The 23,738-nt window shown below is 40.0% G+C and carries 21 protein-coding genes; 1 reads left to right on the top strand and 20 read right to left on the bottom strand.

Annotation, left to right across the window (positions count from 1 at the left end):
- Window positions 1–83 precede the first annotated feature (83 nt).
- From EV282_RS07485 to EV282_RS07445, 9 genes are all read right to left on the bottom strand, one after another.
- A complete protein-coding gene (locus tag EV282_RS07485) occupies window positions 84–521 on the bottom strand; it encodes a BrxA/BrxB family bacilliredoxin (protein WP_130295062.1) in 438 nt (145 codons plus the stop codon).
- Window positions 522–685: 164 nt separating this feature from the next.
- Window positions 686–2,002 carry a dihydrolipoamide acetyltransferase family protein gene (locus EV282_RS07480; protein WP_130295061.1) on the bottom strand — a complete coding sequence of 439 codons (1,317 nt, stop codon included), beginning with the start codon at window positions 2,000–2,002 and terminating at the stop codon, window positions 686–688.
- 19 nt (window positions 2,003–2,021) lie between these two features.
- A complete protein-coding gene (locus EV282_RS07475) occupies window positions 2,022–3,005 on the bottom strand; it encodes an alpha-ketoacid dehydrogenase subunit beta (protein WP_130295059.1) in 984 nt (327 codons plus the stop codon).
- Window positions 3,006–3,019: 14 nt separating this feature from the next.
- Entirely contained in the window at window positions 3,020–4,012 is a 993-nt protein-coding gene (locus EV282_RS07470; protein WP_130295058.1) for a thiamine pyrophosphate-dependent dehydrogenase E1 component subunit alpha, read from the bottom strand.
- A gap of 14 nt (window positions 4,013–4,026) precedes the next feature.
- Window positions 4,027–5,448 carry a dihydrolipoyl dehydrogenase gene (gene lpdA / locus EV282_RS07465; protein WP_130295056.1) on the bottom strand — a complete coding sequence of 474 codons (1,422 nt, stop codon included), beginning with the start codon at window positions 5,446–5,448 and terminating at the stop codon, window positions 4,027–4,029.
- Window positions 5,449–5,469: 21 nt separating this feature from the next.
- Window positions 5,470–6,582 carry a butyrate kinase gene (gene buk, locus EV282_RS07460; protein ID WP_130295055.1) on the bottom strand — a complete coding sequence of 371 codons (1,113 nt, stop codon included), beginning with the start codon at window positions 6,580–6,582 and terminating at the stop codon, window positions 5,470–5,472.
- A gap of 27 nt (window positions 6,583–6,609) precedes the next feature.
- Window positions 6,610–7,710 carry a branched-chain amino acid dehydrogenase gene (gene bcd / locus EV282_RS07455; protein ID WP_130295053.1) on the bottom strand — a complete coding sequence of 367 codons (1,101 nt, stop codon included), beginning with the start codon at window positions 7,708–7,710 and terminating at the stop codon, window positions 6,610–6,612.
- 12 nt (window positions 7,711–7,722) lie between these two features.
- Window positions 7,723–8,628: a phosphate butyryltransferase gene (yqiS, locus tag EV282_RS07450; protein WP_130295052.1), complete on the bottom strand. Its 906-nt coding sequence runs from the start codon at window positions 8,626–8,628 to the stop codon at window positions 7,723–7,725.
- Window positions 8,629–8,757: 129 nt separating this feature from the next.
- Window positions 8,758–10,812 (bottom strand): sigma-54 interaction domain-containing protein, encoded by a 2,055-nt coding sequence (locus tag EV282_RS07445; RefSeq protein ID WP_130295050.1) that lies wholly within the window; start codon window positions 10,810–10,812, stop codon window positions 8,758–8,760.
- Between the two features lie 145 nt (window positions 10,813–10,957).
- On the opposite strand from EV282_RS07445, the gene EV282_RS07440 reads away from it, so the two are divergent.
- Window positions 10,958–11,194 carry a DUF2627 domain-containing protein gene (locus EV282_RS07440; protein ID WP_130295049.1) on the top strand — a complete coding sequence of 79 codons (237 nt, stop codon included), beginning with the start codon at window positions 10,958–10,960 and terminating at the stop codon, window positions 11,192–11,194.
- A 140-nt stretch (window positions 11,195–11,334) separates the two neighbouring features.
- Here EV282_RS07440 and spo0A read toward each other — a convergent pair whose 3' ends face one another.
- From spo0A to folD, 11 genes are all read right to left on the bottom strand, one after another.
- Window positions 11,335–12,129, bottom strand: a complete 795-nt coding sequence (gene spo0A, locus EV282_RS07435; protein ID WP_130295047.1) for a sporulation transcription factor Spo0A — start codon at window positions 12,127–12,129, stop codon at window positions 11,335–11,337.
- Between the two features lie 433 nt (window positions 12,130–12,562).
- Window positions 12,563–13,849 (bottom strand): SpoIVB peptidase, encoded by a 1,287-nt coding sequence (gene spoIVB / locus EV282_RS07430; protein WP_130295046.1) that lies wholly within the window; start codon window positions 13,847–13,849, stop codon window positions 12,563–12,565.
- 136 nt (window positions 13,850–13,985) lie between these two features.
- On the bottom strand, window positions 13,986–15,677 hold the full coding sequence (recN, locus tag EV282_RS07425) for a DNA repair protein RecN (RefSeq protein ID WP_130295044.1): 1,692 nt from the start codon (window positions 15,675–15,677) through the stop codon (window positions 13,986–13,988).
- A gap of 24 nt (window positions 15,678–15,701) precedes the next feature.
- Entirely contained in the window at window positions 15,702–16,151 is a 450-nt protein-coding gene (gene ahrC / locus EV282_RS07420) for a transcriptional regulator AhrC/ArgR (protein ID WP_066290784.1), read from the bottom strand.
- A 207-nt stretch (window positions 16,152–16,358) separates the two neighbouring features.
- Window positions 16,359–17,177, bottom strand: a complete 819-nt coding sequence (locus tag EV282_RS07415) for a TlyA family RNA methyltransferase (protein WP_130295042.1) — start codon at window positions 17,175–17,177, stop codon at window positions 16,359–16,361.
- Entirely contained in the window at window positions 17,174–19,072 is a 1,899-nt protein-coding gene (dxs, locus tag EV282_RS07410; protein WP_130295040.1) for a 1-deoxy-D-xylulose-5-phosphate synthase, read from the bottom strand. Before dxs ends, EV282_RS07415 begins: the two co-directional genes overlap by 4 nt.
- A gap of 20 nt (window positions 19,073–19,092) precedes the next feature.
- Complete coding sequence (locus EV282_RS07405; RefSeq protein WP_130295038.1) at window positions 19,093–19,689, bottom strand: hypothetical protein; 597 nt, start codon at window positions 19,687–19,689, stop codon at window positions 19,093–19,095.
- A gap of 701 nt (window positions 19,690–20,390) precedes the next feature.
- The gene (locus tag EV282_RS07400) at window positions 20,391–21,272 is read right to left on the bottom strand and encodes a polyprenyl synthetase family protein (protein WP_347400183.1); all 882 of its coding nucleotides are present in this window, start codon (window positions 21,270–21,272) and stop codon (window positions 20,391–20,393) included.
- Window positions 21,269–21,511, bottom strand: a complete 243-nt coding sequence (locus EV282_RS07395) for an exodeoxyribonuclease VII small subunit (protein WP_066290797.1) — start codon at window positions 21,509–21,511, stop codon at window positions 21,269–21,271. Before EV282_RS07395 ends, EV282_RS07400 begins: the two co-directional genes overlap by 4 nt.
- A 3-nt stretch (window positions 21,512–21,514) precedes the next feature.
- A complete protein-coding gene (xseA, locus tag EV282_RS07390; protein ID WP_130295036.1) occupies window positions 21,515–22,861 on the bottom strand; it encodes an exodeoxyribonuclease VII large subunit in 1,347 nt (448 codons plus the stop codon).
- Window positions 22,861–23,724 (bottom strand): bifunctional methylenetetrahydrofolate dehydrogenase/methenyltetrahydrofolate cyclohydrolase FolD, encoded by an 864-nt coding sequence (folD, locus tag EV282_RS07385; RefSeq protein ID WP_130295034.1) that lies wholly within the window; start codon window positions 23,722–23,724, stop codon window positions 22,861–22,863. The genes xseA and folD overlap by 1 nt, the downstream gene beginning before the upstream one ends.
- Window positions 23,725–23,738 lie beyond the last annotated feature (14 nt).

Below are 23,738 nucleotides of genomic sequence, written 5' to 3'. Positions count from 1 at the left end.
CTCTGCGAACGCTCCGATTTATGAGCTAAAAATACAAAAAAACAAGCTGCCTCCTTTGAATAAGAGACAGCTTATCACCTTTTTTACGCTTCTTTTTTGCAATATTCTTCAAAAGCGCTTCTTAATTTATTTACGACTTCCATTGGTTCGTGACCTTCGATCTCATGACGCTCAACCATCATTTGAATCTCTCCATCTTTTAATAGAGCAAATGAAGGCGATGAAGGAGGATACCCTGTAAAGTATGAGCGTGCTTTCTCTGTCGCTTCTTTATCCTGACCCGCAAAAACGGTAACGAGATGGTCTGGACGAACATCTTGTTTTACTGAATATGAAGCTGCTGGACGCGCAATTCCTCCCGCACATCCGCAAACGGAATTAATCATCACAAGTGTTGTACCTTTTTGGTTAAATGCTTCTTCTACATCCTCTGGCTTAAAAAGCTGTGTATAGCCAGCTTCGGCCATTTCTTTACGAGCCGTTTCTACTACATCGTTAAATAAATTAAATTGAAAGTTCATTTCGTCAGCTCCTTTCCTTCTTATTGTACTCAATAAAAGGAATATAAAAAAGAAAAATGCCGTAACTTTTACGGCACTTTTCTTAGGGGGTTATGGGGTTTGGAGGTGTTGATGTTAAACTCTACCCCGTTTCAAACCTGCATAAACCACTTTCTAAATATTTTTTAATAAATTGATGTGTTTTCTTTCGTCATGTTTTCAAGACGTTCTTTTACACGTGCTAAGAAACGTCCGCAAACAAGTCCGTCAAGCACACGGTGATCAAGTGATAAGCAAAGGTTTACCATATCACGAACAGCAATCATGCCATTATTCATTACTACTGGACGCTTCACGATGGATTCAACTGAGAGAATCGCCGCCTGTGGATAGTTAATGATTGGCGTTGACATAACTGATCCAAAAGAGCCTGTATTGTTTACAGTAAATGTGCCGCCCTTCATATCATCACCTGAAAGTTTATTCGTTCTTACTTTATCAGCAAGCTCTTTAACATCCCGAGCGATTCCCTTGATTGACTTTTCATCTGCATTCTTGATTACTGGCACATATAGAGCATCATCAGTAGCTACCGCGATTGATATATTAATATCTTTCTTCTGGATGATCTTATCTCCAGCCCACATAGAATTTAATTGTGGGAATTCTTTTAACGATTCAACTACTGCTTTTATAAAGAATGGCAAGAAAGTAATGTTATAGCCTTCTTTTGATTTAAAATCACCTTTTACAGAATTACGATATTCCACAAGATTTGTAACATCTACTTCTACCATCGTCCAAGCATGAGGTGCTTCGTGTTTTGAACGAACCATGTTTTGAGCGATCGCTTTTCGGATACCTGTAACAGGAATTTCCACATCTCCAGGCATAGATTCAACAGAGATCGGTTTTAAACCTGATGCAGTTTCCTTTGATTGTGAAACAGCTTCTTGTTTCGTATTAGAAACTGCTGGAGCAGATACAGCTGCTGGTTTGTTGTCTGCAGTTGGAATCTGACCAGAATCAATAATCTGCTGCAGATCTTTTCTTGTGATTCTTCCGCTTTGGCCTGTTCCTTCAACTTGGCTCAAGTCAATTCCGTGCTCAGACGCCATGCGGACAACAGCTGGTGAGTAACGGCCTCTTGCAGCTGTATCTCTTTTAGGTGCAGCCGCTGCATTATTCGCTGGAGCGGGTGCTTTATCAGCCGTTTTTTCTTCTTTTTTAGCAGGAGCAGGTTCAGCAGAACTGCTTCCTTCTTCTGTATCGATATAGCAAATGAGTTCTCCTACAGATAATGTATCTCCTTCTCCAGCAACAAGTTCCTTAATTGTGCCGCTAAACGATGAAGGGACTTCAGCGTTAACTTTATCCGTCATCACTTCAGCTAGAGGATCATATTTTTTCACTGTGTCACCAGGCTGTACAAGCCATTTGCTGATCGTTCCTTCTGTTACACTTTCCCCGAGTTGAGGCATAGTAATTTGTTCTGTAGCCATTTAAGTTCCCTCCCTTTTGTTAAAATGCCGCAAGATCTCTCATGGCTTTTTCTACCTTATCAGGATTCACCATAAAGTGTTTTTCCATAGTCGGTGCATATGGCATTGCTGGAACGTCAGGACCAGCAAGACGCTGAATTGGGGCATCCAATTCGAACAAGCAGTTTTCAGCGATAATCGCTGCAACTTCACTCATGATGCTTCCTTCTTTATTATCCTCTGTAACAAGAAGTACTTTACCCGTCTTAGAAGCTGCCTCAATGATTGCGTCTTTATCCAATGGATATACAGTACGAAGATCTAGAATATGAGCAGAGATTCCGTCTTTTTCTAACTTCTCAGCAGCCTGTAAAGCAAAATGAACACAAAGTCCATATGTAATTACTGTAATGTCATCACCTTCGCGTTTAACATCTGCTTTACCAATTTCCAATGTGTATTCTTCTTCTGGGACTTCACCTTTAATCAAACGGTATGCACGCTTATGTTCAAAGAATAATACAGGGTCCTCATCACGAATTGCTGCCTTTAGCAGACCTTTTACGTCATAAGGTGTTGAAGGCATAACAATCTTCAAACCAGGAACATTAGCAAACAACGCTTCAACTGACTGTGAATGATACAGTGCACCATGTACACCGCCGCCATAAGGAGCGCGAATCGTAATCGGACAAGACCAGTCATTATTTGAACGATAGCGGATTTTAGCAGCTTCCGAAACAATTTGGTTTACAGCTGGCATGATGAAATCAGCAAATTGCATTTCTGCGATCGGACGCATGCCATACATAGCTGCACCAATTCCTACTCCAGCGATTGCAGATTCTGCAAGCGGTGCATCGATTACTCTCTCTTCACCAAATTCCTCGATCAAACCAGTAGTTGCACGGAAAACTCCTCCGCGTACCCCAACATCTTCTCCTACAACGAAAACTTTTTTATCACGCTGCATCTCTTCGCGGATCGCTTGCGTTACAGCATCAATATATGAAATTACCGGCATCTCGTTTTCCCCCTTTACTCTGCGTAAACATGCAGAAGCGCACTTTCAGCATCAGCGTATTTTGCGTTCTCTGCGTATTCTGTCGCTTCATCCACTTCTTTTTGAATATCTTCAGCGATCTGTTTTTCCAACTCTTCCGTTAAAATACCATTCTCTCTCAAGTAAGCTGCAAACGTATGAATTGGATCTTTTGCTTTTGCTTCCTCTACTTCTTCTCGCGTTCTGTATGCACGATCATCGTCATCAGATGAGTGAGGTGTTAAGCGATAAGCAACCGTTTCAATAAGTGTAGGACCTTCTCCTCTTCTTCCGCGATCAGCCGCTTCTTTTACCGCTTCGTAAACTGCCAATGGATCGTTTCCATCAACAGTTACACCAGGCATCCCATAGCCAATGGCACGGTCAGAAACGTTCACACATGCCAATTGTTTTGAAATTGGTACTGAAATTGCATATTTATTATTTTCACACATAAAGATTACAGGCAATTTATGAACTGAGGCAAAGTTTGCTCCTTCATGGAAATCTCCTTGGTTAGAAGAGCCTTCTCCAAACGTAGTAAACGTTACAATATCTTTTCCTTCCATTCTTCCACCCAGTGCGATTCCTACGGCATGAGGAACTTGTGTCGTAACAGGAGAAGAACCTGTAGCAATACGAAGTTTTTTCGATCCAAAATGACCTGGCATCTGACGTCCGCCGCTGTTTGGATCTTCAGCTTTTGCAAACCCTGAAAGCATTAGATCTTTTGCAGTCATTCCAAACTGCAATACAACACCCATGTCACGATAGTAAGGGAGTACATAGTCTTTTTCATTATCAAGTGCCATTGCAGCACCCACTTGTGCAGCTTCCTGGCCTTGACATGAGATGACAAAAGGGATTTTACCAGCACGGTTTAATAGCCACATACGCTCGTCAATCTTTCTTGCTAAAAGCATTGTTTTAAACATATGGATAACATCTTCATTTGTTAAACCTAATTGTTCATGACGTGTTTCTGCCATTGTCTTTTACCTCCTTAAAAATGAATTGCTTTTCCTTCAACAGCTAATCCTGCTTCACCAAAAACTTCTGAAAGCGAAGGATGCGGATGGATCGTATGTGCAATCTCCCAAGGCGTTGCATCAAGTACTTTTGCCAGCCCTGCTTCAGAGATCATATCTGTTACATGAGGACCGATCATATGGACCCCTAGAAGATCATCTGTATCTTTGTCTGCTACAATTTTTACAAAACCGTCACTTTCCCCGTATACAAGCGCTTTTCCAATTGCTTTGAATGGAAACTTTCCAATTTTAACATTGAAGCCCTGATCTTTCGCCTGTTTTTCTGTAAGACCTACGCTGGCCATTTCCGGGCTTGAGTAAATACATTTTGAGATATTTTCGTAATTAATCGGTTCCGGTTTTAAATTGCAAAGGTGCTCAACAGCTGTGATTCCTTCGTGAGAAGCTACATGTGCGAGCTGAAGACCTCCAATGACATCGCCAATGGCATAAATATGGCTTTCGGCTGTTTGGAAATACTCATTTGTCTGAATGTATCCGTTTTCAACTTTAATGGTGGTGTTCTCTAAGCCAATACCTTCTGTATTCGCTTGACGGCCAACCGAAACAAGCATTTTTTCAGCTGAAAACTGTTTCGTTTCGCCTTTATGTTCTGCAGAGATCATAACGCCATTTCCAGTTTCCAATGTATCAGGAAGCACTTTTGCAGATGTAACAAGTTTAATGCCTTTTTTCTTTAAAACACGAGCTGCTTCTTTAGAGATTTCTTCGTCCTCGGTAGGTACGATTCTGTCTGCATATTCTAATACGGTTACTTCCACCCCAAGATCATTAAGCATAGAAGCCCATTCGATTCCAATGACTCCTCCTCCAACAATAATGATAGAAGCAGGAAGTGTTTCCATCTCTAGAGCCTCATCACTTGACATAACAAAATTACCGTCAATCTCTAGCCCAGGTAGCGAACGGGGTCTAGATCCTGTGGCAACGATTACATTTTGCGGGATTAAAATCTCGTTCTCTGTGCCATCATTAAACTCTACTGATACAGTTCCTGGCATTGGAGAAAAGATAGAAGGACCGAGAATGCGTCCTGTTCCCTCGTAAACTTCTATTTTACCTTTCTTCATGAGGCTTTGAACGCCCATATGGAGCTGATTCACGATTGATTGTTTTCGTTCTTGCATTTTTGAAAAATTAAGACCCAATCCTTCTATATCTACACCAAAATCTGCAGCTTTTTTTGCTGTTTTGTAGACTTCAGCACTTCTCAACAATGCCTTACTCGGAATACAGCCTCTATGCAGACATGTTCCGCCGAGCTTACCTTTTTCAACAACTGCAACCGTCTTACCTAATTGAGCAGCACGGATGGCGGCTACATAGCCGCCTGTTCCTCCGCCCAATATGACCAAATCAAAATCTTTTGACATCGCTCATATCTCCTTTTGCTGTTAATCCTGCGGCAATTCTGCAGGAGTCTTCCCTCCTGGATATTCCTTCGCCTTCTCTTCATTCCTCAAAACGCGAAGTCCGCCTTCTGCTAACGCTTGAAGTTCATTCTCACCAGGCTGAATGATACAATCTGAAATCCACTCAACACGATCTGTTATCTTTTTGACAAATTCTTTACCAAACGCTAGCCCGCCTGTTAAAACGATCGCATCAACTTGACCGTGTAGGACCGTACTCGCTGACCCAATTTCTTTAGCGACTTGATAAGCCATTGCATCATATACAAGTGCTGCTCTTTGATCGCCGTTCTCGATTTTCTCTTCCACTGTTCTTGCATCATTTGTTCCGAGATAAGCAACAAGTCCGCCTTGTCCCACAAGTTTTTTCATAACTTCATCCGCGTAATATTCTCCAGAGAAGCAAAGAGAGACTAAATCACCAATCGGAACTGTACCTGCACGTTCAGGAGAAAAAGGTCCTTCTCCATGCAGCCCATTGTTCACATCAATTACCCGGCCGTTCTTATGGACCCCTACCGTAATCCCTCCGCCCATATGTACAACAATGAGACGAAGTGATTCATAGGATTTATCAAGTATTTTTGATACTCTTCTTGCTACAGCTTTTTGATTTAATGCATGAAATATACTTTTTCGTTCGATATCAGGTACACCTGATATACGAGCAATCTCATCCATTTCATCAACTACAACTGGATCCACAATAAATGATGGGATATTTAATCCTTCTGCAATCTCATAAGCTAGGATACCGCCTAGATTAGAAGCATGTTCTCCATTAAAACCTGTTTTCAAATCATGAAGCATTGGCTCGTTTACGCTGTAAGTTCCACCTTCGATTGGTCTTAACAGTCCTCCGCGGCCAACCACACAGCTTAATTTTGAAATGTTAATTCCTTCATAATCCAATGCTTCTAGAATGGTTTCTTTTCTAAATGTGTATTGATCAATAACAGAGTCAAATTGGTTAATCGTTTCTATATCATGTCTTATTGATTTTTCAAAAACAGGCCGTTCATTATCATAAATACCTATCTTGGTAGAGGTTGAGCCCGGATTGATCACTAGTATGCGAAATTCTTTTTGATGCACGTTTCAAACCTCCATTAATACAAACTCTTAGCGAGTTCGGCTTGACAGAATGTGTCGTTCATTTAATAAAAATTGACTTCTTGATTTTCTCATTCGCTCGATACGCTCTTCAGCAAGACGGTCAGCTGCAAGGTAAGTAGGAATGTTATCGCGCTTAGAGATTTCAATAACACTTGCGATATTGTCATAAATGGTTTCAACTTTCTTAAGTGCTCTCTCTCGGTTGTAGCCATTAAGTTCGTCTGCAACATTTATTACTCCGCCAGCATTGATAACATAATCTGGAGCATAGACAATGCCCATTTCATGAAGAGCATCACCATGTCTAGTTTCTTTTAACTGGTTGTTTGCAGCACCTGCAATAACCTTCGCTTTAATCTTCGAAATCGTATCATCATTGATGATCGCACCAAGTGCACATGGAGCAAAGATATCACAGTCAACACTGTAAATATCGTCGATGTCTACAGCTTTAGCACCGAAATCTTCAACAGCACGCTGTACAGCTTCTTTGTTGATATCCGTTACGATAAGTGAAGCTCCTTCTTCATGGAGGTGTTTACAAAGTGTATAAGCAACATGTCCTACACCTTGAACGGCAATCACTTTTCCTTCAAGAGAATCTGTTCCAAATGCTTCCATTGCCGCCGCTTTCATACCGCGGTAAACACCATAAGCTGTCACTGGAGAAGGATTTCCACTTGAACCAAACGCTGGTGAAACACCTGTAACAAATGGTGTTTCCTGATAGATTAAGTCCATGTCTTCAACTGTTGTACCAACATCTTCTGCCGTAATATAGCGGCCGTTCAGACCTTGGATGTAACGTCCGAATGCACGAAACATCTCTTCGTTTTTATCTTTCTTAGGATCACCAATGATAACTGTTTTTCCTCCGCCAAGGTTCAAACCAGCTGCAGCATTTTTGTAAGTCATTCCTCGTGCAAGTCTCAGTGCATCTTCAATTGCTGCGTCTTCAGAATCATATGTCCACATTCTTGTTCCGCCTAGAGCAGGACCTAATGTTGTGTCATGTATACAGATAATCGCTTTTAAACCAGATTGTTTATCTTGGCAGATCACCATTTGTTCGTAATCGTAAGTCTCCATATATTTGAAAATTTCCATTTTATATTCCTCCTAAAGTTTCTTATCAGTGATGACAGATTTCACAGCCAAAGCAATTGAGAGGTATTTACTCTCAGAAGAATCAGCTCTTGAAGTTAGAACAATTGGAGCTTTCGCACCGCAAATGACTGCTCCAACTTTTGCACGCGCAAAGTAAATGAGTGATTTGTATAAAATGTTGCCCGTTTCAATGGTCGGAACAAGTAAAATATCCGCTTTTCCAGCCACATTTCCCGAAATCCCTTTATGTGCTGCCGCTTCCAATGAGATCGCATTATCGAGAGCTAAAGGTCCCTCCACAACTCCGCCAGTAATTTGGTTTCTAAGATTCATTACTGTAAGGCTGGCAGCATCCAGAGTAGCCTGCATGGCAGGATTAACATTTTCTACTGCAGCTAACACAGCCGCTTTCGGCTGAGACACACCTGTTTGCTGCACAAAATCTATTGCATTTTGTAATATTTGACTCTTCTGATTTAGGTCAGGGTTGATATTCATTGCTGCATCAGTAACAAAGATCAGTCTGTCGTACCCAGAGACCTCAAACGCAGCTACATGTGACAGAACTTTACCTGTCCTTAAACCAAATTCTTTATTTAATACAGCTTTTAAGAGTACAGAGGTTGAAACGAGTCCTTTCATTAAAATATCCGCTTTACCACCATGTACCGCTTTTACAGCATCTATTGCCGCTGTATTTGTTGAAACAATTTCAATTCCAGGTGTAGAATCGCTTGCATTCTTTTCTAGCCAGTCAGAAATTACTTCCCCATTTCCAAATAATATAAAATGGGCAATGCCCTCTTTATAAGCCCGTAAAACACTTTCCATAACTTCTTGATCGCCTGCTTCTGCCACTGCGATGACTGGTTTCACTTGCTGATTTTTGGCTTGGCTGACCAAGTCTTCCAAAAGCATGTTATCCCCCCTTGTTAAACACAAATATAGGTATGCAAGTTTCATGCCAAGTTAATTATTTTGAATAACTAATAAAAACCTTAATACTTTGCAATACTTTGCAATAACTGTGTAATTTTTTGCATGAAATTATTTGCGCACTTTATCATCTAAACCATATTTTTCAAGTTTATAATAGAAATTACGCAATGAGATTCCTAGAGCTTTTGCTGTTTTCGTTTTATTGCCTTTATATCTGCTTATAGCATCTGTTAAAATAGTCTTTTCAAACTTATCCATCTGTTCTGCTAAAGTGATCTCTTCCGTTATTTCGTTAAAAGAACTGCCTGAGTCTGAATTCGACTTGTTATGATCATTCTGCTGAAGGAGAGAAATATGTTCTCGATTAATGATTGAATCCGTATGACTCATGTGGATGATCGCCCGACCTAAAACATTTTCAAGTTCTCTAACATTTCCCGGCCAATGATATTTAAGCAGGAAATCAGCCGCGTCACTGCTTATAACATCAATATTACGTCCATAATCCTGGTTTAGTTTTTGCAAAAGATGATTCGCCAGCATTAAAATATCACTGTTCCTAGCTCTAAGTGGTGGAATATATATTGGCATCCTGTTTAAACGGTAATACAAATCCTGTCTGAACGTACCATCTGCTATCATCTTTTCAAGGTTAACATTCGTGGCGGCAATAACTCTGACATTTATGGGAATCGCTTTTGTGCCCCCCACGCGTCTAATCTCATTTTCTTGTAATACCCGAAGCAGTTTTGCCTGTGTATTCTGTGAAAGTTCTCCCACTTCATCAAGAAAGATACTTCCTCCGTTAGCTTCTTCAAAAAGACCTCTTTTACCCCCTCTTAATGCACCTGAAAATGCACCTTCTACATAACCGAAGAGTTCACTTTCCAAGAGTGATTCAGAGAGCGCCGCACAATTAACCCTAATAAACTTATTGAACTTCCGGTCGCTCGCGTTATGAATCGCATGGGCAAAAAGTTCTTTTCCCGTACCAGACTCACCGCGCAGAAGAACAGTTGCAGGTGTTGAAGCCGCAAGCTTAGCTTGATCAACCGCAAACTTCATCTCATCTGATTCACCAATAATGTCTTCAAAAGAATATTTAGCTTCAAGTGTACGAATAATCTGCCTTGCTCGATTCAATTCCTCAGTCAAGCCTTTAATCTCAGAAACGTCATGGATCACGCCAACGCTGCCTTTTAATAACCCATCAACGATTATCGGCGCGACATTAACGATTACATCTTTTCTTTTAGGACCAACTCTAAGTCTGGCACCCCTGACTGGTTTCCTCGTTCTTAATACTTGCATATGAATACTTTCACCTTCAGAAATGTCTGTTGTTGCCGGCTTGCCTATCACCTGCTCTGCTGTGTAGCCAGTAAGTTTTGTGTAAGCAGGATTAATCATGATCCCTTTACCTTCTTCATCTACAACAGATATTGCTTCCTCTGATGAATTAATGATTGAACTAAGCATAATTTGAATACTTTTTAAGTTGGTAACTTCCTCTGCAAGGTCTACGATTTCAGTGATATCTTTAAAAACCGCAAATGCACCAAGTTTACGTCCATTTTGATCTAATATGGGCGTTCTTGTAGTATAAATCTTTGTACCGTTACCAAGAATCTGTTCCTGGTTTACCTCTTCAATTCCTGAATCCAAGACTCTTGGGAGCTGGCTGTTTGGCATTACTTCCAGAATAGATCTACCTAATGCTTCAACAGCAGATAGTCCGGTCATTCGTTCGGCACTTTTATTAAAAATCGTGATGTTCAGCTTTTGATCAATAACGATCATACCGTCATGAGTATTATCTAATATCGTTTTGAACTGCTGAAGATTTGCTTCTGCATTCTTAGATTGTTTAAGATGATTTGCTATCTTATAAAATTGAGAATCTGAAATAATGTCTGATTCCTGATAAACATCTTCCTGCAGCTGAATGGCAATTTTTTTATTTGAAGGCGAATAGATCACGTAATCTGCCTCAAGCTTAGGGGGTGATGAATATGAAAAAACCGGCACATCATCATGCGTTCTTTCGGCACCCGTTTCAACCACAAAAATTCCGATTACTTCAAAATAAACTGAAGAACTTATAAAACGAAGAATCTTTTGTGTTTCTTCAGGAGCGGTCATTAACAATACACTTTGCAACATTACCCCTCCAAATTCTATGTAAAGTGGATGTGCAATATTTTTCACACTTTAATCATACCTTAGCATGAAAGGGTTTGCAAACTGTAATTTCATCGACAAGAAATTAAACTTTATGTACAATACATGTAGAGGAGTGAGCACAATCATGAGCAGGTACGCAGCTTTAGTAATCGTTTTAATTCCTGGTATCATGGCCGTAATGGGCATAAAATGGATGAGAGACACTTTATTTGGAGTACTGCAATTTCCTTTCCCTTTTTTATGGCTGCAGTTTATAGCAGGATTGATCAGCTTTTCTGCTGGATTGGCCTTTGTAGGAGGATTTATTTTCTATAGAGATCGAAAGAGGAACAAAGTACAGTTAAAGTTTAAGAAAAAATAACCAGACCACTTAGAGAAGTTGGCTGGTTATTTTCAGTTGAGCAAAATGCAGGCAGATTGAGCGTAACTTTTGTATGGTGATTGAATATTAAGTTTTCATTCAAAAAAAGAGCTAACTCAAATGAGTTAGCTCTTTTTGTTTTATCCAGCTTTGTGTTCAATTCTCAGTTTATCAGCGACCATTGCGATAAATTCACTGTTGGTTGGTTTTGCTTTAGACATAGAAACTGTGTAACCGAATAAAGATGAGATGCTGTCTATGTTACCTCTGCTCCAAGCAACTTCGATCGCATGGCGTATCGCGCGTTCAACACGGCTTGAAGTAGTGTTAAACTTTTTAGCGATATCAGGATACAACACTTTTGTAATTGATCCTAAAAGTTCAATGTCGTTATAAACCATTGAAATCGCTTCTCTCAAGTACATATATCCTTTTATATGAGCAGGAACTCCGATTTCGTGGATGATGCTAGTGATACTTGCGTCTAGATTCCGCGGTTTATTTATTGTTTGGAAACTGCTTCGGTTATTTCCGGATGCACGCTGAACGGTTGTTTTCTCTGATCCGCAAATCTGGCGGATCTGACTAGCTAGATTATCCATATCAAACGGCTTTAAAATAAAATAAGAAGCTCCAAGATCAACAGCTTTTTTCGTAACATCTTCTTGTCCAAAAGCAGTTAGCATAATTACATTAGGCTGAGGCAGATCATCGCTTGATCTGATTTTTTCTAAAACAGCTAATCCGTCTAAATGCGGCATGATAATATCGAGTACGAGTACATCAGGATTTTTATTCTCTAAAACGGAAAGACACTCTTGACCGTTATAAGCTACCCCTATTACTTCCATGTCATCTTGACTTGAAAGATATTCCCTCAAAAGACTAATTAGTTCACGATTATCATCAGCTAGACACACTTTAACTTTTTGCACCATTAATTCCTCCCCATCCAACAATTTCTTGTTTTTCCCATTGTAAGATTTCAACAATAAATCTTAAATCCCTTTATTTTGTTTTAAATTTTTTAAAATTATTTTATTTTTGTTGTAGAAAAAGCTGTTTTCTTCAATTTACTTCGAATTTCGACAGTTATTAGTATGTAAACAAATATCTTTGTCGAATTTTCTTTATAACATTCATTATACAAAATTTTGCTAAAGATGTCTAAACAATAAAGAAAACCTTTTCATTAGCCTGTATTTTGATTTCCGTTCCAGATCGCTCGCTTCACGGGTGCGTGCGATGAGCCTCCTGCTGCTTTGCTCCTTCAGGAGTCTCGCACCTTGTACACCAACAGTTGAAGTGAAAAAAATTGTAAGCCACAACCCTTATGCAAAACTGCAAATAAAAAAACAGGCAACTGCATCAGCTCGCCTGTTTTCTTTCTTCGTATATATTTATACCAGCTTCATCCAGCATCCACTCAATATGAACACCATATCCTGAAGTCGGGTCATTTACAAATACATGGGTTACTGCACCAATAATTCTCCCGTTTTGAATGATTGGGCTCCCGCTCATACCTTGAACGATTCCACCGGTAATTTTTAAAAGTTCAGGATCAGTGATCTTAATTACCATCCCTTTTGTTGCCGGAAATTTTTGTGGAACAGAACTAATCACATCTACATCAAATTCCCTTACCTTCGAACCATTTACTACGGTAAGGATTTTTGCTGGACCTTCTTTTACTTGTTCAGACAATGCGATTGGCAGAGGCTTGTTCCAGCTACCATTAGATATCTTATCGTTTAATCTTCCAAATATTCCAAAAGGACTGTTTTTTGATATATCACCTAGAACACGCTGATCGTTTGAGAAACGTGCTAATTTTTCTCCAGGATGTCCATTCGAACCTTTTTCAATTGATGTTACTGTCGAACCTAAGATCTCCCCATTGTTTACTTTGATCGGCTTTTTAGTATCCATGTCTGAAATAACATGTCCTAAAGCTCCGTACTTAAATGATGCAGGATCATAAAAAGTAAGGGTTCCGACTCCAGCAGCTGAGTCTCTAATGTACAATCCAATTCGATATGACTGATCATTTTTATCCTGAAGGGGTTTAAGTGTTTTGTGCAGGGATTTGCCGTCTCTGATGATTGTTACATCCAGCGGTTTATGAGTTTCCCCAGACTCTCTGACAAAAGGGCTGACGTCGCCCATCTTTTTTATATCTTTTCCATTGATTTTGGTAATAATATCTCCTACCTGAATATCGGCAATTTCCCCTGGAGACTGCTTACCCGTACTCGTATTCACAAGATGATGACCAACAATAAGAACTCCGAGTGTATTTAATTTTACACCTATAGATTGTCCCCCGGGTACAACCTTTAGATCGGAAAGTACTTTAACATCCATCTTTTTAATGGGAAAACTTGCTGCTTCGAGAGTTGCCATACCATCACCATTTGTTTTGGCTTGTATCGAAACGATCTTTTCACTTTCCATTGCTGTTGTATAAATTTCATTCTCTTCCTGTTGAATCGAAGTACCTGCAGGAAGTGACTGAATCGAATTTTGTCCTTCAAAAATCGTTACAGATTCAGGCAGTTTCACATAATCACGCACAGGAGACAAAAAACCGATTCCCACTAAACTTCCAAGGAGAATAACGCCGATCATTCGCCGAAGTAAATCCTTAAACATCTTTCACTCTCCTCGCTCCAAGCTCACACCCTCACCATGGCTGTACCTTTAATTTAGCCTATGGACCTTAAGATTATAACCAGCAAAAAAGAAAAAGCTATTCCTTAAATGGATAGCTTTTTCATGCATAATTGTTTTAAGATGATTTTTTTATTGTCTCTGCAAGCTGAAGCAGTTCTTGTGCATGTTGTTTGGTCAAATCAGTAATTTCAACACCAGAAATCATCCTGCCGATTTCATGAACTTTTTCATCAGTTTTTAAAGAAAGCACTTTTGTCACAGTTCTGCCTTGGAGAGTTGATTTTGAAATATGCAGATGTGTATCAGCCATAGCAGCAACTTGAGGAAGATGGCTGATGCATAGCACTTGTGAACCGACTGATACGCGGTATATTTTTTCAGCAATAGCCTGAGCAACTCGTCCTGATACTCCTGTATCCACTTCATCAAATATAATAGCTGTAATACCTTGATTTTCAGAAAAAATGGTTTTTAATGCCAGGATTACCCTAGATAATTCTCCTCCAGAAGCAACTTTTGATAAAGGCTTCAAAGGCTCCCCTTGATTGGGAGAGATAAAAAACTCTACTGAATCCATACCTGTCTTTAAGAACTGATTTTCTTCAGTTCTCTCCATTACAACCTCAAATTCTGTTTTTTCCATATAAAGCTCTTTAAGCTGCTGCTGAATTGCTTTCTTTAAGGTTTTCGCTGTTTCTGAGCGCTTTTTTGTTAGCTTATTGCCAGAGGTCTCCAATTTTGTGATAACCTTCGACTGCTTCGCTTTTAGCTCTTCTATATGGTTATCTTTGTTCTGGATGAGTTCAAGTTCCTTTTTAATCTTTTCTCCATAATTTAAGATTTCTTTTACAGAAGAACCGTACTTGCGTTTCAGTTTACTGATTTCATCAAGACGAAGTTCAATACTGTTTAATCTTTCCGGATTATATTCCAGTGAATCAAACATATCTCGAATTTTGTATGTTAGTTCTTCGAGCACGTAGAAACTGCTGCCAAACTGCTCTTCGTCAGCCTTAAGTGATTCATCCAGTGCTGCTACCTGTGAAAAATCAGCCATGGCACTTGAAATAAGTTCAAGACCTTTACCTTCTCCATACAAACTGTGATATGCGTCCTGAAGGTGTCCATGAATTTTTTCAAAGTTGCCGAGCATTCTCTTTTCTTCTTCGAGCTTGATATCCTCATCCTCTAGCAGATTAGCCCCAGAAATCTCTTCGTATTGATACTCTAATAGATCTATTCGCTGAGCGATCTCTTGCTCATTTCTTGAGAGTTCGGAAAGCTGTTTGCTAATATCTTTATATTCTTTATAGGCTTCTTCATACGTAATAAGCTCTTTTTTAAAACTTTTGTCGCCAAAGCTGTCTAGTAAAAATAAGTGTTTATCTGGCTGCATTAAATATTGTGTTTCATGCTGTCCGTGAATATCGACTAGAGCTTGACCGATTTCTTTTAATACAGAAAGTGTGACGAGCTTTCCGTTTACACGGCATATGCTTTTACCGCTATCCGTGATGTCACGTTTAAGTACAACCATTTCATCCGTTATGGATATCCCGACTTCTTCACATTTCTCATAAACACGATGCCCTTCATGAATATGGAACAAACCTTCAATTTCTGCTTTCTGTGTTCCATAACGAACAAACTCGGTTGAACCGCGTCCTCCGATTAAAAGACCTATAGCATCAATGATAATCGATTTCCCTGCACCGGTTTCTCCAGTTAAAACGGTTAGCCCTTTTTTAAAAGAAACACTTAAAGAATCGATAATAGCAAAATTACGAATACTTAATTCTGCTAACAAGTACATCACACCTTATTAAAAGATTTACAGCATATCTAAAAAACGCTGCGAAATATCAGAACTTACATCTTTTGAACGGCAAATGATTAAGATTGTGTCATCACCGCATATCGTACCCATTAAATCTTCCCAATCCAGCTTATCGATCAATGCGCCAATGGCATTTGCATTACCTGGCAGAGTCTTCATAATAATTAAATGATCTGCATGATCTATGCTTATAAAGCTGTCGGTCAGGGTTCTTCGAAGCTTTTGAAGAGGATTAAACCTCTGGTCAGCCGGAAGACTGTATTTATAACGTCCGTCATTCATTGGAACTTTTACAAGGTGAAGCTCTTTAATATCACGCGAAACCGTTGCTTGTGTAACATTAAAGTTTGCTTTCTTTAAAAGTTCAACAAGATCATCTTGGGTTTCAATATCATGATTGCTGATCATTTCTCGGATTTTAATATGTCGCTGTCCTTTATTCACTAGTAAATACACCTCAATTTTTACACTGTCACATTCTGCCTTTATCTTATACTATTGTGCATAGGATGTAAATTTTTCATTAATGGAATAAAAAGAAAAGGCTTTTTACGTATTCTTTTTGCTTTAAAAGATGTTGATTTCCGCTCCACTAATTAACGATGAAGAGAATACAACTAAATGAACAACTAAAAAAGAGCAGGACTTTAGCTATTCCCGCTCTTTTTTAAAAGTATTATGTGCTTCAATAACCACTTCTTTAATTCTTACGTCAGAGATCGCTGATCTTTCCTCTTTATTTACTTCACCATGAAGAAGAAATTCAATATTGCCGTCTCCACCTGTTATTGGAGAATAAGATAAATCTATAGGATTGATGCCTGTTTTTTTCGCGAATTCAACGATTTCAAAAATAACTCTTTCGTGAACTTTCGGATCTCTGACAATTCCTTTTTTACCTACTTCTTCTCTGCCAGCTTCAAATTGAGGTTTAATCAGAGCTATTACTTCTCCTTCTTTCATTAGCTGAGCGAGAACTGGAAGTATGATTCTCAGTGAGATAAAGGAAACATCAATTGTAGCGAACTCCGGAATGCCATCTTCAAGCTGATCAGGAGTTACATAACGGAAATTAGTTCTTTCCATTACTGCAACACGAGGATCATTACGCAGTTTCCAGGCTAACTGGTTGTAGCCCACATCGATGGCATAGATAAATTTAGCTCCATTCTGCAAGGCACAATCCGTAAAGCCGCCAGTGGAAGCACCGATATCCATACCTGTTTTATCGTTAACATCAAAAGAAAAGACTTTTAATGCTTTCTCTAACTTTAAACCGCCTCTTCCCACATAAGGAATTAAATCGCCTTTAACATTTAAAGGGGCATCTGTTTCAATTTTTTCTCCAGGCTTGTCCATCCGTGTAGTGCCAGAATAAACAAGGCCTGCCATTACAGACCTTTTAGCTTTTTCTCTTGTTTCGCACAAACCGCGGCTGACAAGCAATATATCTACACGTTCTTTCTTCATGTAAAAAGACCCTTTTCCGCTTTTCTCTTAACCAGCTTTTTAACACGTTCAACCAGATCCGGAGTTGTTAAACCAATCTCTTCAAGAAGTTTCGTTACACTTCCGTGTTCGATAAAGCAGTCAGGGATGCCCATGCGGTCTATTAATACATTCGCTTGATTGTCAGCAGCATGCTCAAGTACAGCACTTCCAAACCCGCCTTGCAAAATTGCTTCTTCCACAGTAAGAATCGGCAAGTTTTGAGCATACAATTCGTTCAGCATTTTAAAATCAAGCGGCTTAATGAACCGTGCGTTAATAACCCGGGCAGATACTCCAGATTTCGCGAGAATTTCCCAAGCCTCAAGCGCCATTGGTATCGTTGTTCCAAAAGTAAGAATGGCAACATCATCGCCTTCTTTTAAGACTTCCCATGATCCAATTGGAATATTTTCAAACTCTTCGTCCATTTGAACACCAGTTCCATTGCCTCTCGGGAAACGGATAGCGATTGGACCATCTTCATATTTTAGCGCTGAATATACCATATGCTGAAGTTCGTTTTCATCTTTACCCATCATTAGCACCATGTTTGGTATATGGCGCAAAAATGCAATATCAAAAACACCCTGGTGTGTTTCACCATCAGCACCAACTAAACCTGAACGGTCAATAGTAAATAGTACATTCAAGTTTTGCCGCGCAACATCATGAACAACCTGGTCGTATCCCCGCTGCAAGAAAGTTGAGTAGATAGAAAGCACCGGTTTCATGTTTTGGGTGGCAAGTCCTGCGGCCATAGTAGTTGCATGCTGTTCAGCAATCCCTACATCAAACAGGCGGTCTGGAAAAACTTTTCCATAGTCCACAAGTTTAGAACCGATTGTCATCGCCGGTGTAATAACTGCTATTCTCTGATCTTTATGTGAGAGCGTTTCTAATGTTTTACTTACAACACCACTGTAAGAAGGACCTGTCTGTTGTGGTTTTATTTGTTCACCGGACTCGATCTTATATGGTCCAACACCATGCCAGCTGTCCTTTTTATCACTTTCAGCAGGCTCATATCCTTTACCTTTCTTTGTAAGGACATGAATGATAACTGGACCTTTTGTTTTCTTTGCATATGAAAGGTTTTCAATCAAGTCGTCCAAGTCGTGCCCGTCTACAGGACCTAAGTACGTATATCCAAGCTCTTCAAAGAACATGCCTGACACTAATAGATATTTTAAGCTGTCTTTAACACGTTCCGCAGTAGCGGCAAGCTTGCCTCCAAACGCAGGGATCTTACGGATTAATGCTTCAAGTTCATCCTTGGCTTTATTGTACTTTCTCGCTGTCCGCATGCGTCCAAGAACGTTGTGCAGAGCACCGACATTTGGTGCAATGGACATTTCGTTATCGTTTAAGATGACAATCAGGTCTTTCTTTTCATGGCCAATATGATTCAATGCTTCCAGAGCCATCCCGCCTGTTAACGCACCGTCTCCGATTACTGCAATCACTTTGTCATCCGTCTTTTTAAGATCACGTGCAATTGCCATTCCCATTGCAGCAGAAAGAGATGTTGAACTATGTCCTGTTTCCCATACGTCATGTTCACTTTCAATTCTCTTAGGAAATCCGCACAAGCCTTTATACTGGCGCAGCGTATCGAACTGAGATGCTCTTCCTGTCAGAATTTTATGAACATACGCCTGATGCCCGACATCCCAAATGAATTTATCTTTCGGGCTCTCGAATACCTTATGCATAGCAAGTGTCAATTCAACAACTCCGAGGTTAGGACCTAAGTGACCACCTCTTACAGAAAGTTTCTCGATTAGAAAAGAACGGATATCACCGGCTAATTTATTTAATTGTTCAGTCTCATATGATTTTAAAAAATGAGGATTCTGAATGTCTTCCAGGTTCATGGAATATGCCTCTCTTTCCATTAACGCCTTTTTTTCTCTTTCTTAGCAGGCGATAGCAGTTTAATTCTTAATTTTTCCTCTATAAAATATAATAAACGCCCAACCTGAAAAATAATAAAGGTTGAGTGATTGATCGCATAAGATTTACCCAGTGCTTTACCGCCGACTGTCAGTGCAGCAACAACACTTGTGAAGATAATTGTAATCAAGTATTCGAGCTTTGAACCATTATTCTGCCCCATTGAAAGCGTTAGCTCTACCACCACGGCAGCAGATGCTGTACCACTAACTATACCAGATATATCCCCAATTACGTCATTACAAAAGTTCGCTACACGGTCAGCGTTCCTTGTTATTAGAATAGCATGCCTAGCACCTGGCACTTTTTCTGAAGCCATGGCGTGAAATGGAACTTCTTGAGCTGCTGTGGATGCTACTCCGATAATATCAAAGATTACACCTGTTAACACGATTAGAAAGACGATTCCCATCCCGATGCCCCACGAAACACCGTTAAGGAGGGCAGAAGAGACAACTGTAAAAATAGCCGCTAACACAAGAGTGATAACGGCAATGCTTGTACTCCATTTAAGTGTTTTAGAAAAGGAATGCTTCATGCATAACTCCTTCTTTTTTGGTAACTTTATGTAATAAGGAGTGGTCACCTTATTAAGTAAAGACTGCGGCTTAGGTCCAGTAGGTTTTCCCAGAAGAGTACGAAATGTCGCCATATTCGCGGTTTCCCTTTACTCTCTTCTTAACGCTGTCACCAAACGTTAGACTAGATTACCACTTAGTCCGCACTATAATCCCTAACAGGTGTCTAGATAGCAGAACAGTCTAGGAGTTTTCCTCAACAGCCCTTCGCACATTCCCTAGCCTCTTTTGCAGAGTAGATTTCATATGGTATAAAGCTCAAAATCAGCGGCCAACCGATACAGGCTTTTCACACCATAATCCCCTCTAGCACCACTCAAGGCAGGCTACGCTGCTCGCCTTTTCTTTTCCTGAAGATCAAGAAAAGCGGCAAAGCAGGTTCAAACCCCATTTCGCAGTAAGGTCTTTTGAACACAAACCGCAAATATGGGGGCCTCCGCGGAAGAAGGGTCATCGCCCACATGCCATTGTGGATCGCCCTTCAACCTTAACTCCCAGCGTTAACCCAAGGCTGGGCGCCTCAAGCCAACACAAGGAACTTCATCGATGTGCCCTTTGGCGGATTTTTAGGCCCGCCTTCAGGAACGGGGGGCTGACTAGAATACTGCACCACTCCAAAGCAAATAATATCATATCATACTTCCAATTGCTCAACAATCTCTTAGTGATTTCTTTTTATAATGTAGTCCGCAATCGAAGCTAATATGCCTGTATTTCTATTGATTTTACCTAAATGTTCCAAAGAAACCCGAATATGATTTTTCATTTCTTTTTGTGCGCCATCAAGACCCAGTAATTTCGGATATGTCGTCTTCAAGTTTGCTTCATCACTGCCGACCGGCTTGCCAAGTTCATCCTGATTACCTGTAATATCCAATATATCATCTTGAATCTGAAATGCGATTCCTATATGCCGAGCATATAACTGTAAAGCTAAAAGCTCCCCTTCAGTCGCATCAGCCGCAATTCCTCCAGTTAATACAGAGCACTCCAGCATTTTACCTGTTTTCTTTTCATGAATGCTCTCAAGTTCTTTGAGGGTAAGTTCTTTATTTTCCCCTTCAAGATCTTCTACCTGTCCGCCAACCATGCCTTCTGCACCAGCTGCACGAGAAAGAACGGAAAGCAATTTCACCTTTTGGTCTGCATTAAGGAATACATTGTCCGTAACCATTGAGAAACTCTCTGTTAATAGGGCATCTCCTGCTAAAATGGCCTGCGCTTCACCAAACACTTTATGGGAAGTAAGCTTTCCCCTTCTAAAATCATCATTATCCATAGATGGCAGGTCATCATGTATAAGAGAATACGTATGTACAAACTCAATGGCGCAAGCTGCATCTAAAACAAATTCCGGGTCTTTTTGAAAGGATTCCATGACTGCAAGAGCTAATATCGGGCGCAATCTTTTTCCTCCTGCAGAAATGGAATAAAGCATAGAATCTTTTAAAGTAGCCGGAGCATTAAGTCCATTAAGATAACCAAGCATCCGATCTTCTACTAACTGTTTCTTATCCTGCAGATATTGTTCAAAATCAATCAATGATCTTCCTCCTGGATGACGAATGGTTCTTCCTTCCCATCTTCATGCATGATCGTATCCATTTTCTTTTCAACATTTTTAAGCTTTGTATGACATAGCTTTGAAAGCTTCATTCCCTGCTGATAAAGATCAATACTTTCTTCTAGTGGAACATCACCTTGTTCAAGTTTCTCAACAATTTCTTCAAGCTGTACCATTGCATCTTCAAATGTTAACTTTTTTTCCGTTTTTTCAGCCATTGGTTAAAGAACCTCCGTTCCAGTGATGTGACAATCAATCTGCCCGTCTTTAAGTTTTATCGTTAACGACTCACCAGAGTTAACTTGTTTTACTGATTTGACGAGTTCGTTTTTTCCTTTTTTATAAGTAAGACTGTATCCTCTATCCATTACAGCTAACGGATTTAATGCAGACAGTCTTGAAATTTTATTGGAAAAGTTCGTTTGGTGCTGTCTTATATGCCTGTTTGTTTCTTTCATTAAGTTCTTATGAAGCACATTTACTTTTTCATTTGCTTTTTGCAGCTGGCCAGCTGGCGAGAACAGTGCTAGCTGACGCTGTATTTGAGTTAATCCCCTCTGATGCTCTCCAAGGAAGGTTTCTGCCGTTCTTTTGAGCTTATCGATATGCCTGTCCAGTTCCTGTTCCTTTTGCTTTACAAGCTGAGTCGGATATTTAAAAGCATATGATTTCTGAAGACGGCTTAAGTGGTGCTGATGGCCAGCTAAAAAATCTCCCACAACTCTTTTCAGTCTTACACTTCTTTGGTGCAACCGGTCTCTGAGTTCATCCAAATGTGGAACAGCTAACTCAGCTGCTGCGGTTGGAGTCGGCGCTCTAAGATCAGCTACAAAATCAGCAATCGTAAAATCTGTTTCATGCCCAACTGCAGAAATAACAGGTAATCGTGAAAAAGAAATTGCACGTGCAACGATTTCTTCGTTGAATGCCCACAACTCTTCGATCGAACCTCCGCCACGGCCAACGATCAATACATCTGCTTCACTTGTTTCGTTCGCTTGTTCAATAGCGCGAACAATGGATGGAGCAGCACCCGGTCCTTGTACGAGAACTGGAAACAGCGTAACGATCGCTAAAGGAAAACGGCGTTTTATCGTAGTGATGATATCCCTGACCGCAGCTCCTGTTGGGGAGGTGATAACTCCGATTCTTTTTGGAAACTTTGGCAGCATCTTTTTGCGGGAAGCATCAAAAAGCCCTTCATGCTCAAGCTTGTTCTTCAATGCTTCATATGCTAAAAACAGATTGCCAACACCATCCTGCTGCATCGTTCTTGCATAAAGCTGATATTGTCCTTGGGGTTCATATACGGAAAAAGAACCTTGAATCAAAACATTCATGCCTTCTTCAGGCTTAAAGTTTAAATATTTGTTATTCCCAGCAAACATAACTGCGCTTACTCTGCTATTTGCATCTTTTAAAGTGAAATACAGATGACCTCTGCTATGCAGCTTTACATTTGATAACTCGCCTTTAACCCATACATCCTGCAGGTTGCCGTCATTTTCAAATAACCGTTTAATATATCTGGTTACAGCAGATATTGGTACATACCGATCGTTTTGCATTAGTGAACTTCCTTTGTCTTCTTTCTCCATTTTGAAGCAAGCACAGTGTTATTCATCAGCATCGTGATTGTCATTGGACCTACTCCCCCTGGAACAGGAGTAATATGTTTTGCTTTTGGCTTAATAGCTTCAAAATCTACATCCCCGCATAATTTACCGTTCTCAAGACGGTTTACACCTACGTCAATAACAACTGCACCAGGCTTAACCATATCTTCGGTAATAATATTTGGTTTTCCTACCGCGGCAATTAAAATATCAGCTTGCTGTGTCTGTGCTGCCAGATTTTTTGTTCTTGAATGGCAAAACGTTACAGTTGCGTTCTCTTGCAAAAATAGCTGCCCTGCAGGTTTCCCTACTAAGTTGCTTCTACCAACCACAACTACATGCTTTCCAGAAATCTCTTCACCTGTCTGTTTAACCATCTCTAATATTCCAAGTGGTGTACATGGAATAAACGCATGCTCGTCACCAGCATGCATTCTTCCGATATTTATTGGATGAAAGCCATCAACATCTTTTTCAGGCAGGATTGTTTCAATAACTTTTGATTCACTTATATGTGAGGGTAAGGGGAGCTGAACAAGAATTCCGTCGATCTGTTCATCATTGTTAAAGGATTGAATGCAGTCTAACAAATCATTTTCAGAAATGGACTCTGGCAATTCAGTTAATACTGAATGCATCCCTAATTCTTTACATGTTCTTTCTTTTGCAAGAACATATGAACGTGATGCAGGGTGATCGCCTACTAGAATAACAGCCAGTCCAGGAACATTTCCTTCCAGCTTCAGTTCCTGTATCTCTCTAGCCAGCTGCTCTCTTATCTCTTTTGCAATTTGCTTTCCATCTAATACAGTCATTCTAGTTCCCCCTC

Source organism: Fictibacillus sp. BK138, assembly GCF_004216955.1.
Taxonomy (GTDB): domain Bacteria; phylum Bacillota; class Bacilli; order Bacillales; family Fictibacillaceae; genus Fictibacillus.
Note: the sequence above shows the minus strand (reverse complement) of the source record. Positions and strands in the feature narration are given on the sequence as shown.

What these genes read in the sequence shown, in the direction of transcription:
- EV282_RS07485 (WP_130295062.1), bottom strand. Translation starts at nt 521, where the DNA reads ATGAACTTTCAATTTAATTTATTTAACGATGTAGTAGAAACGGCTCGT.
- EV282_RS07480 (WP_130295061.1), bottom strand. Translation starts at nt 2,002, where the DNA reads ATGGCTACAGAACAAATTACTATGCCTCAACTCGGGGAAAGTGTAACA.
- EV282_RS07475 (WP_130295059.1), bottom strand. Translation starts at nt 3,005, where the DNA reads ATGCCGGTAATTTCATATATTGATGCTGTAACGCAAGCGATCCGCGAA.
- EV282_RS07470 (WP_130295058.1), bottom strand. Translation starts at nt 4,012, where the DNA reads ATGGCAGAAACACGTCATGAACAATTAGGTTTAACAAATGAAGATGTT.
- lpdA (WP_130295056.1), bottom strand. Translation starts at nt 5,448, where the DNA reads ATGTCAAAAGATTTTGATTTGGTCATATTGGGCGGAGGAACAGGCGGC.
- bcd (WP_130295053.1), bottom strand. Translation starts at nt 7,710, where the DNA reads ATGGAAATTTTCAAATATATGGAGACTTACGATTACGAACAAATGGTG.
- yqiS (WP_130295052.1), bottom strand. Translation starts at nt 8,628, where the DNA reads ATGCTTTTGGAAGACTTGGTCAGCCAAGCCAAAAATCAGCAAGTGAAA.
- EV282_RS07445 (WP_130295050.1), bottom strand. Translation starts at nt 10,812, where the DNA reads ATGTTGCAAAGTGTATTGTTAATGACCGCTCCTGAAGAAACACAAAAG.
- EV282_RS07440 (WP_130295049.1), top strand. Translation starts at nt 10,958, where the DNA reads ATGAGCAGGTACGCAGCTTTAGTAATCGTTTTAATTCCTGGTATCATG.
- spoIVB (WP_130295046.1), bottom strand. Translation starts at nt 13,849, where the DNA reads ATGTTTAAGGATTTACTTCGGCGAATGATCGGCGTTATTCTCCTTGGA.
- EV282_RS07415 (WP_130295042.1), bottom strand. Translation starts at nt 17,177, where the DNA reads ATGAAGAAAGAACGTGTAGATATATTGCTTGTCAGCCGCGGTTTGTGC.
- dxs (WP_130295040.1), bottom strand. Translation starts at nt 19,072, where the DNA reads ATGAACCTGGAAGACATTCAGAATCCTCATTTTTTAAAATCATATGAG.
- EV282_RS07405 (WP_130295038.1), bottom strand. Translation starts at nt 19,689, where the DNA reads ATGAAGCATTCCTTTTCTAAAACACTTAAATGGAGTACAAGCATTGCC.
- EV282_RS07395 (WP_066290797.1), bottom strand. Translation starts at nt 21,511, where the DNA reads ATGGCTGAAAAAACGGAAAAAAAGTTAACATTTGAAGATGCAATGGTA.
- xseA (WP_130295036.1), bottom strand. Translation starts at nt 22,861, where the DNA reads ATGCAAAACGATCGGTATGTACCAATATCTGCTGTAACCAGATATATT.
- folD (WP_130295034.1), bottom strand. Translation starts at nt 23,724, where the DNA reads ATGACTGTATTAGATGGAAAGCAAATTGCAAAAGAGATAAGAGAGCAG.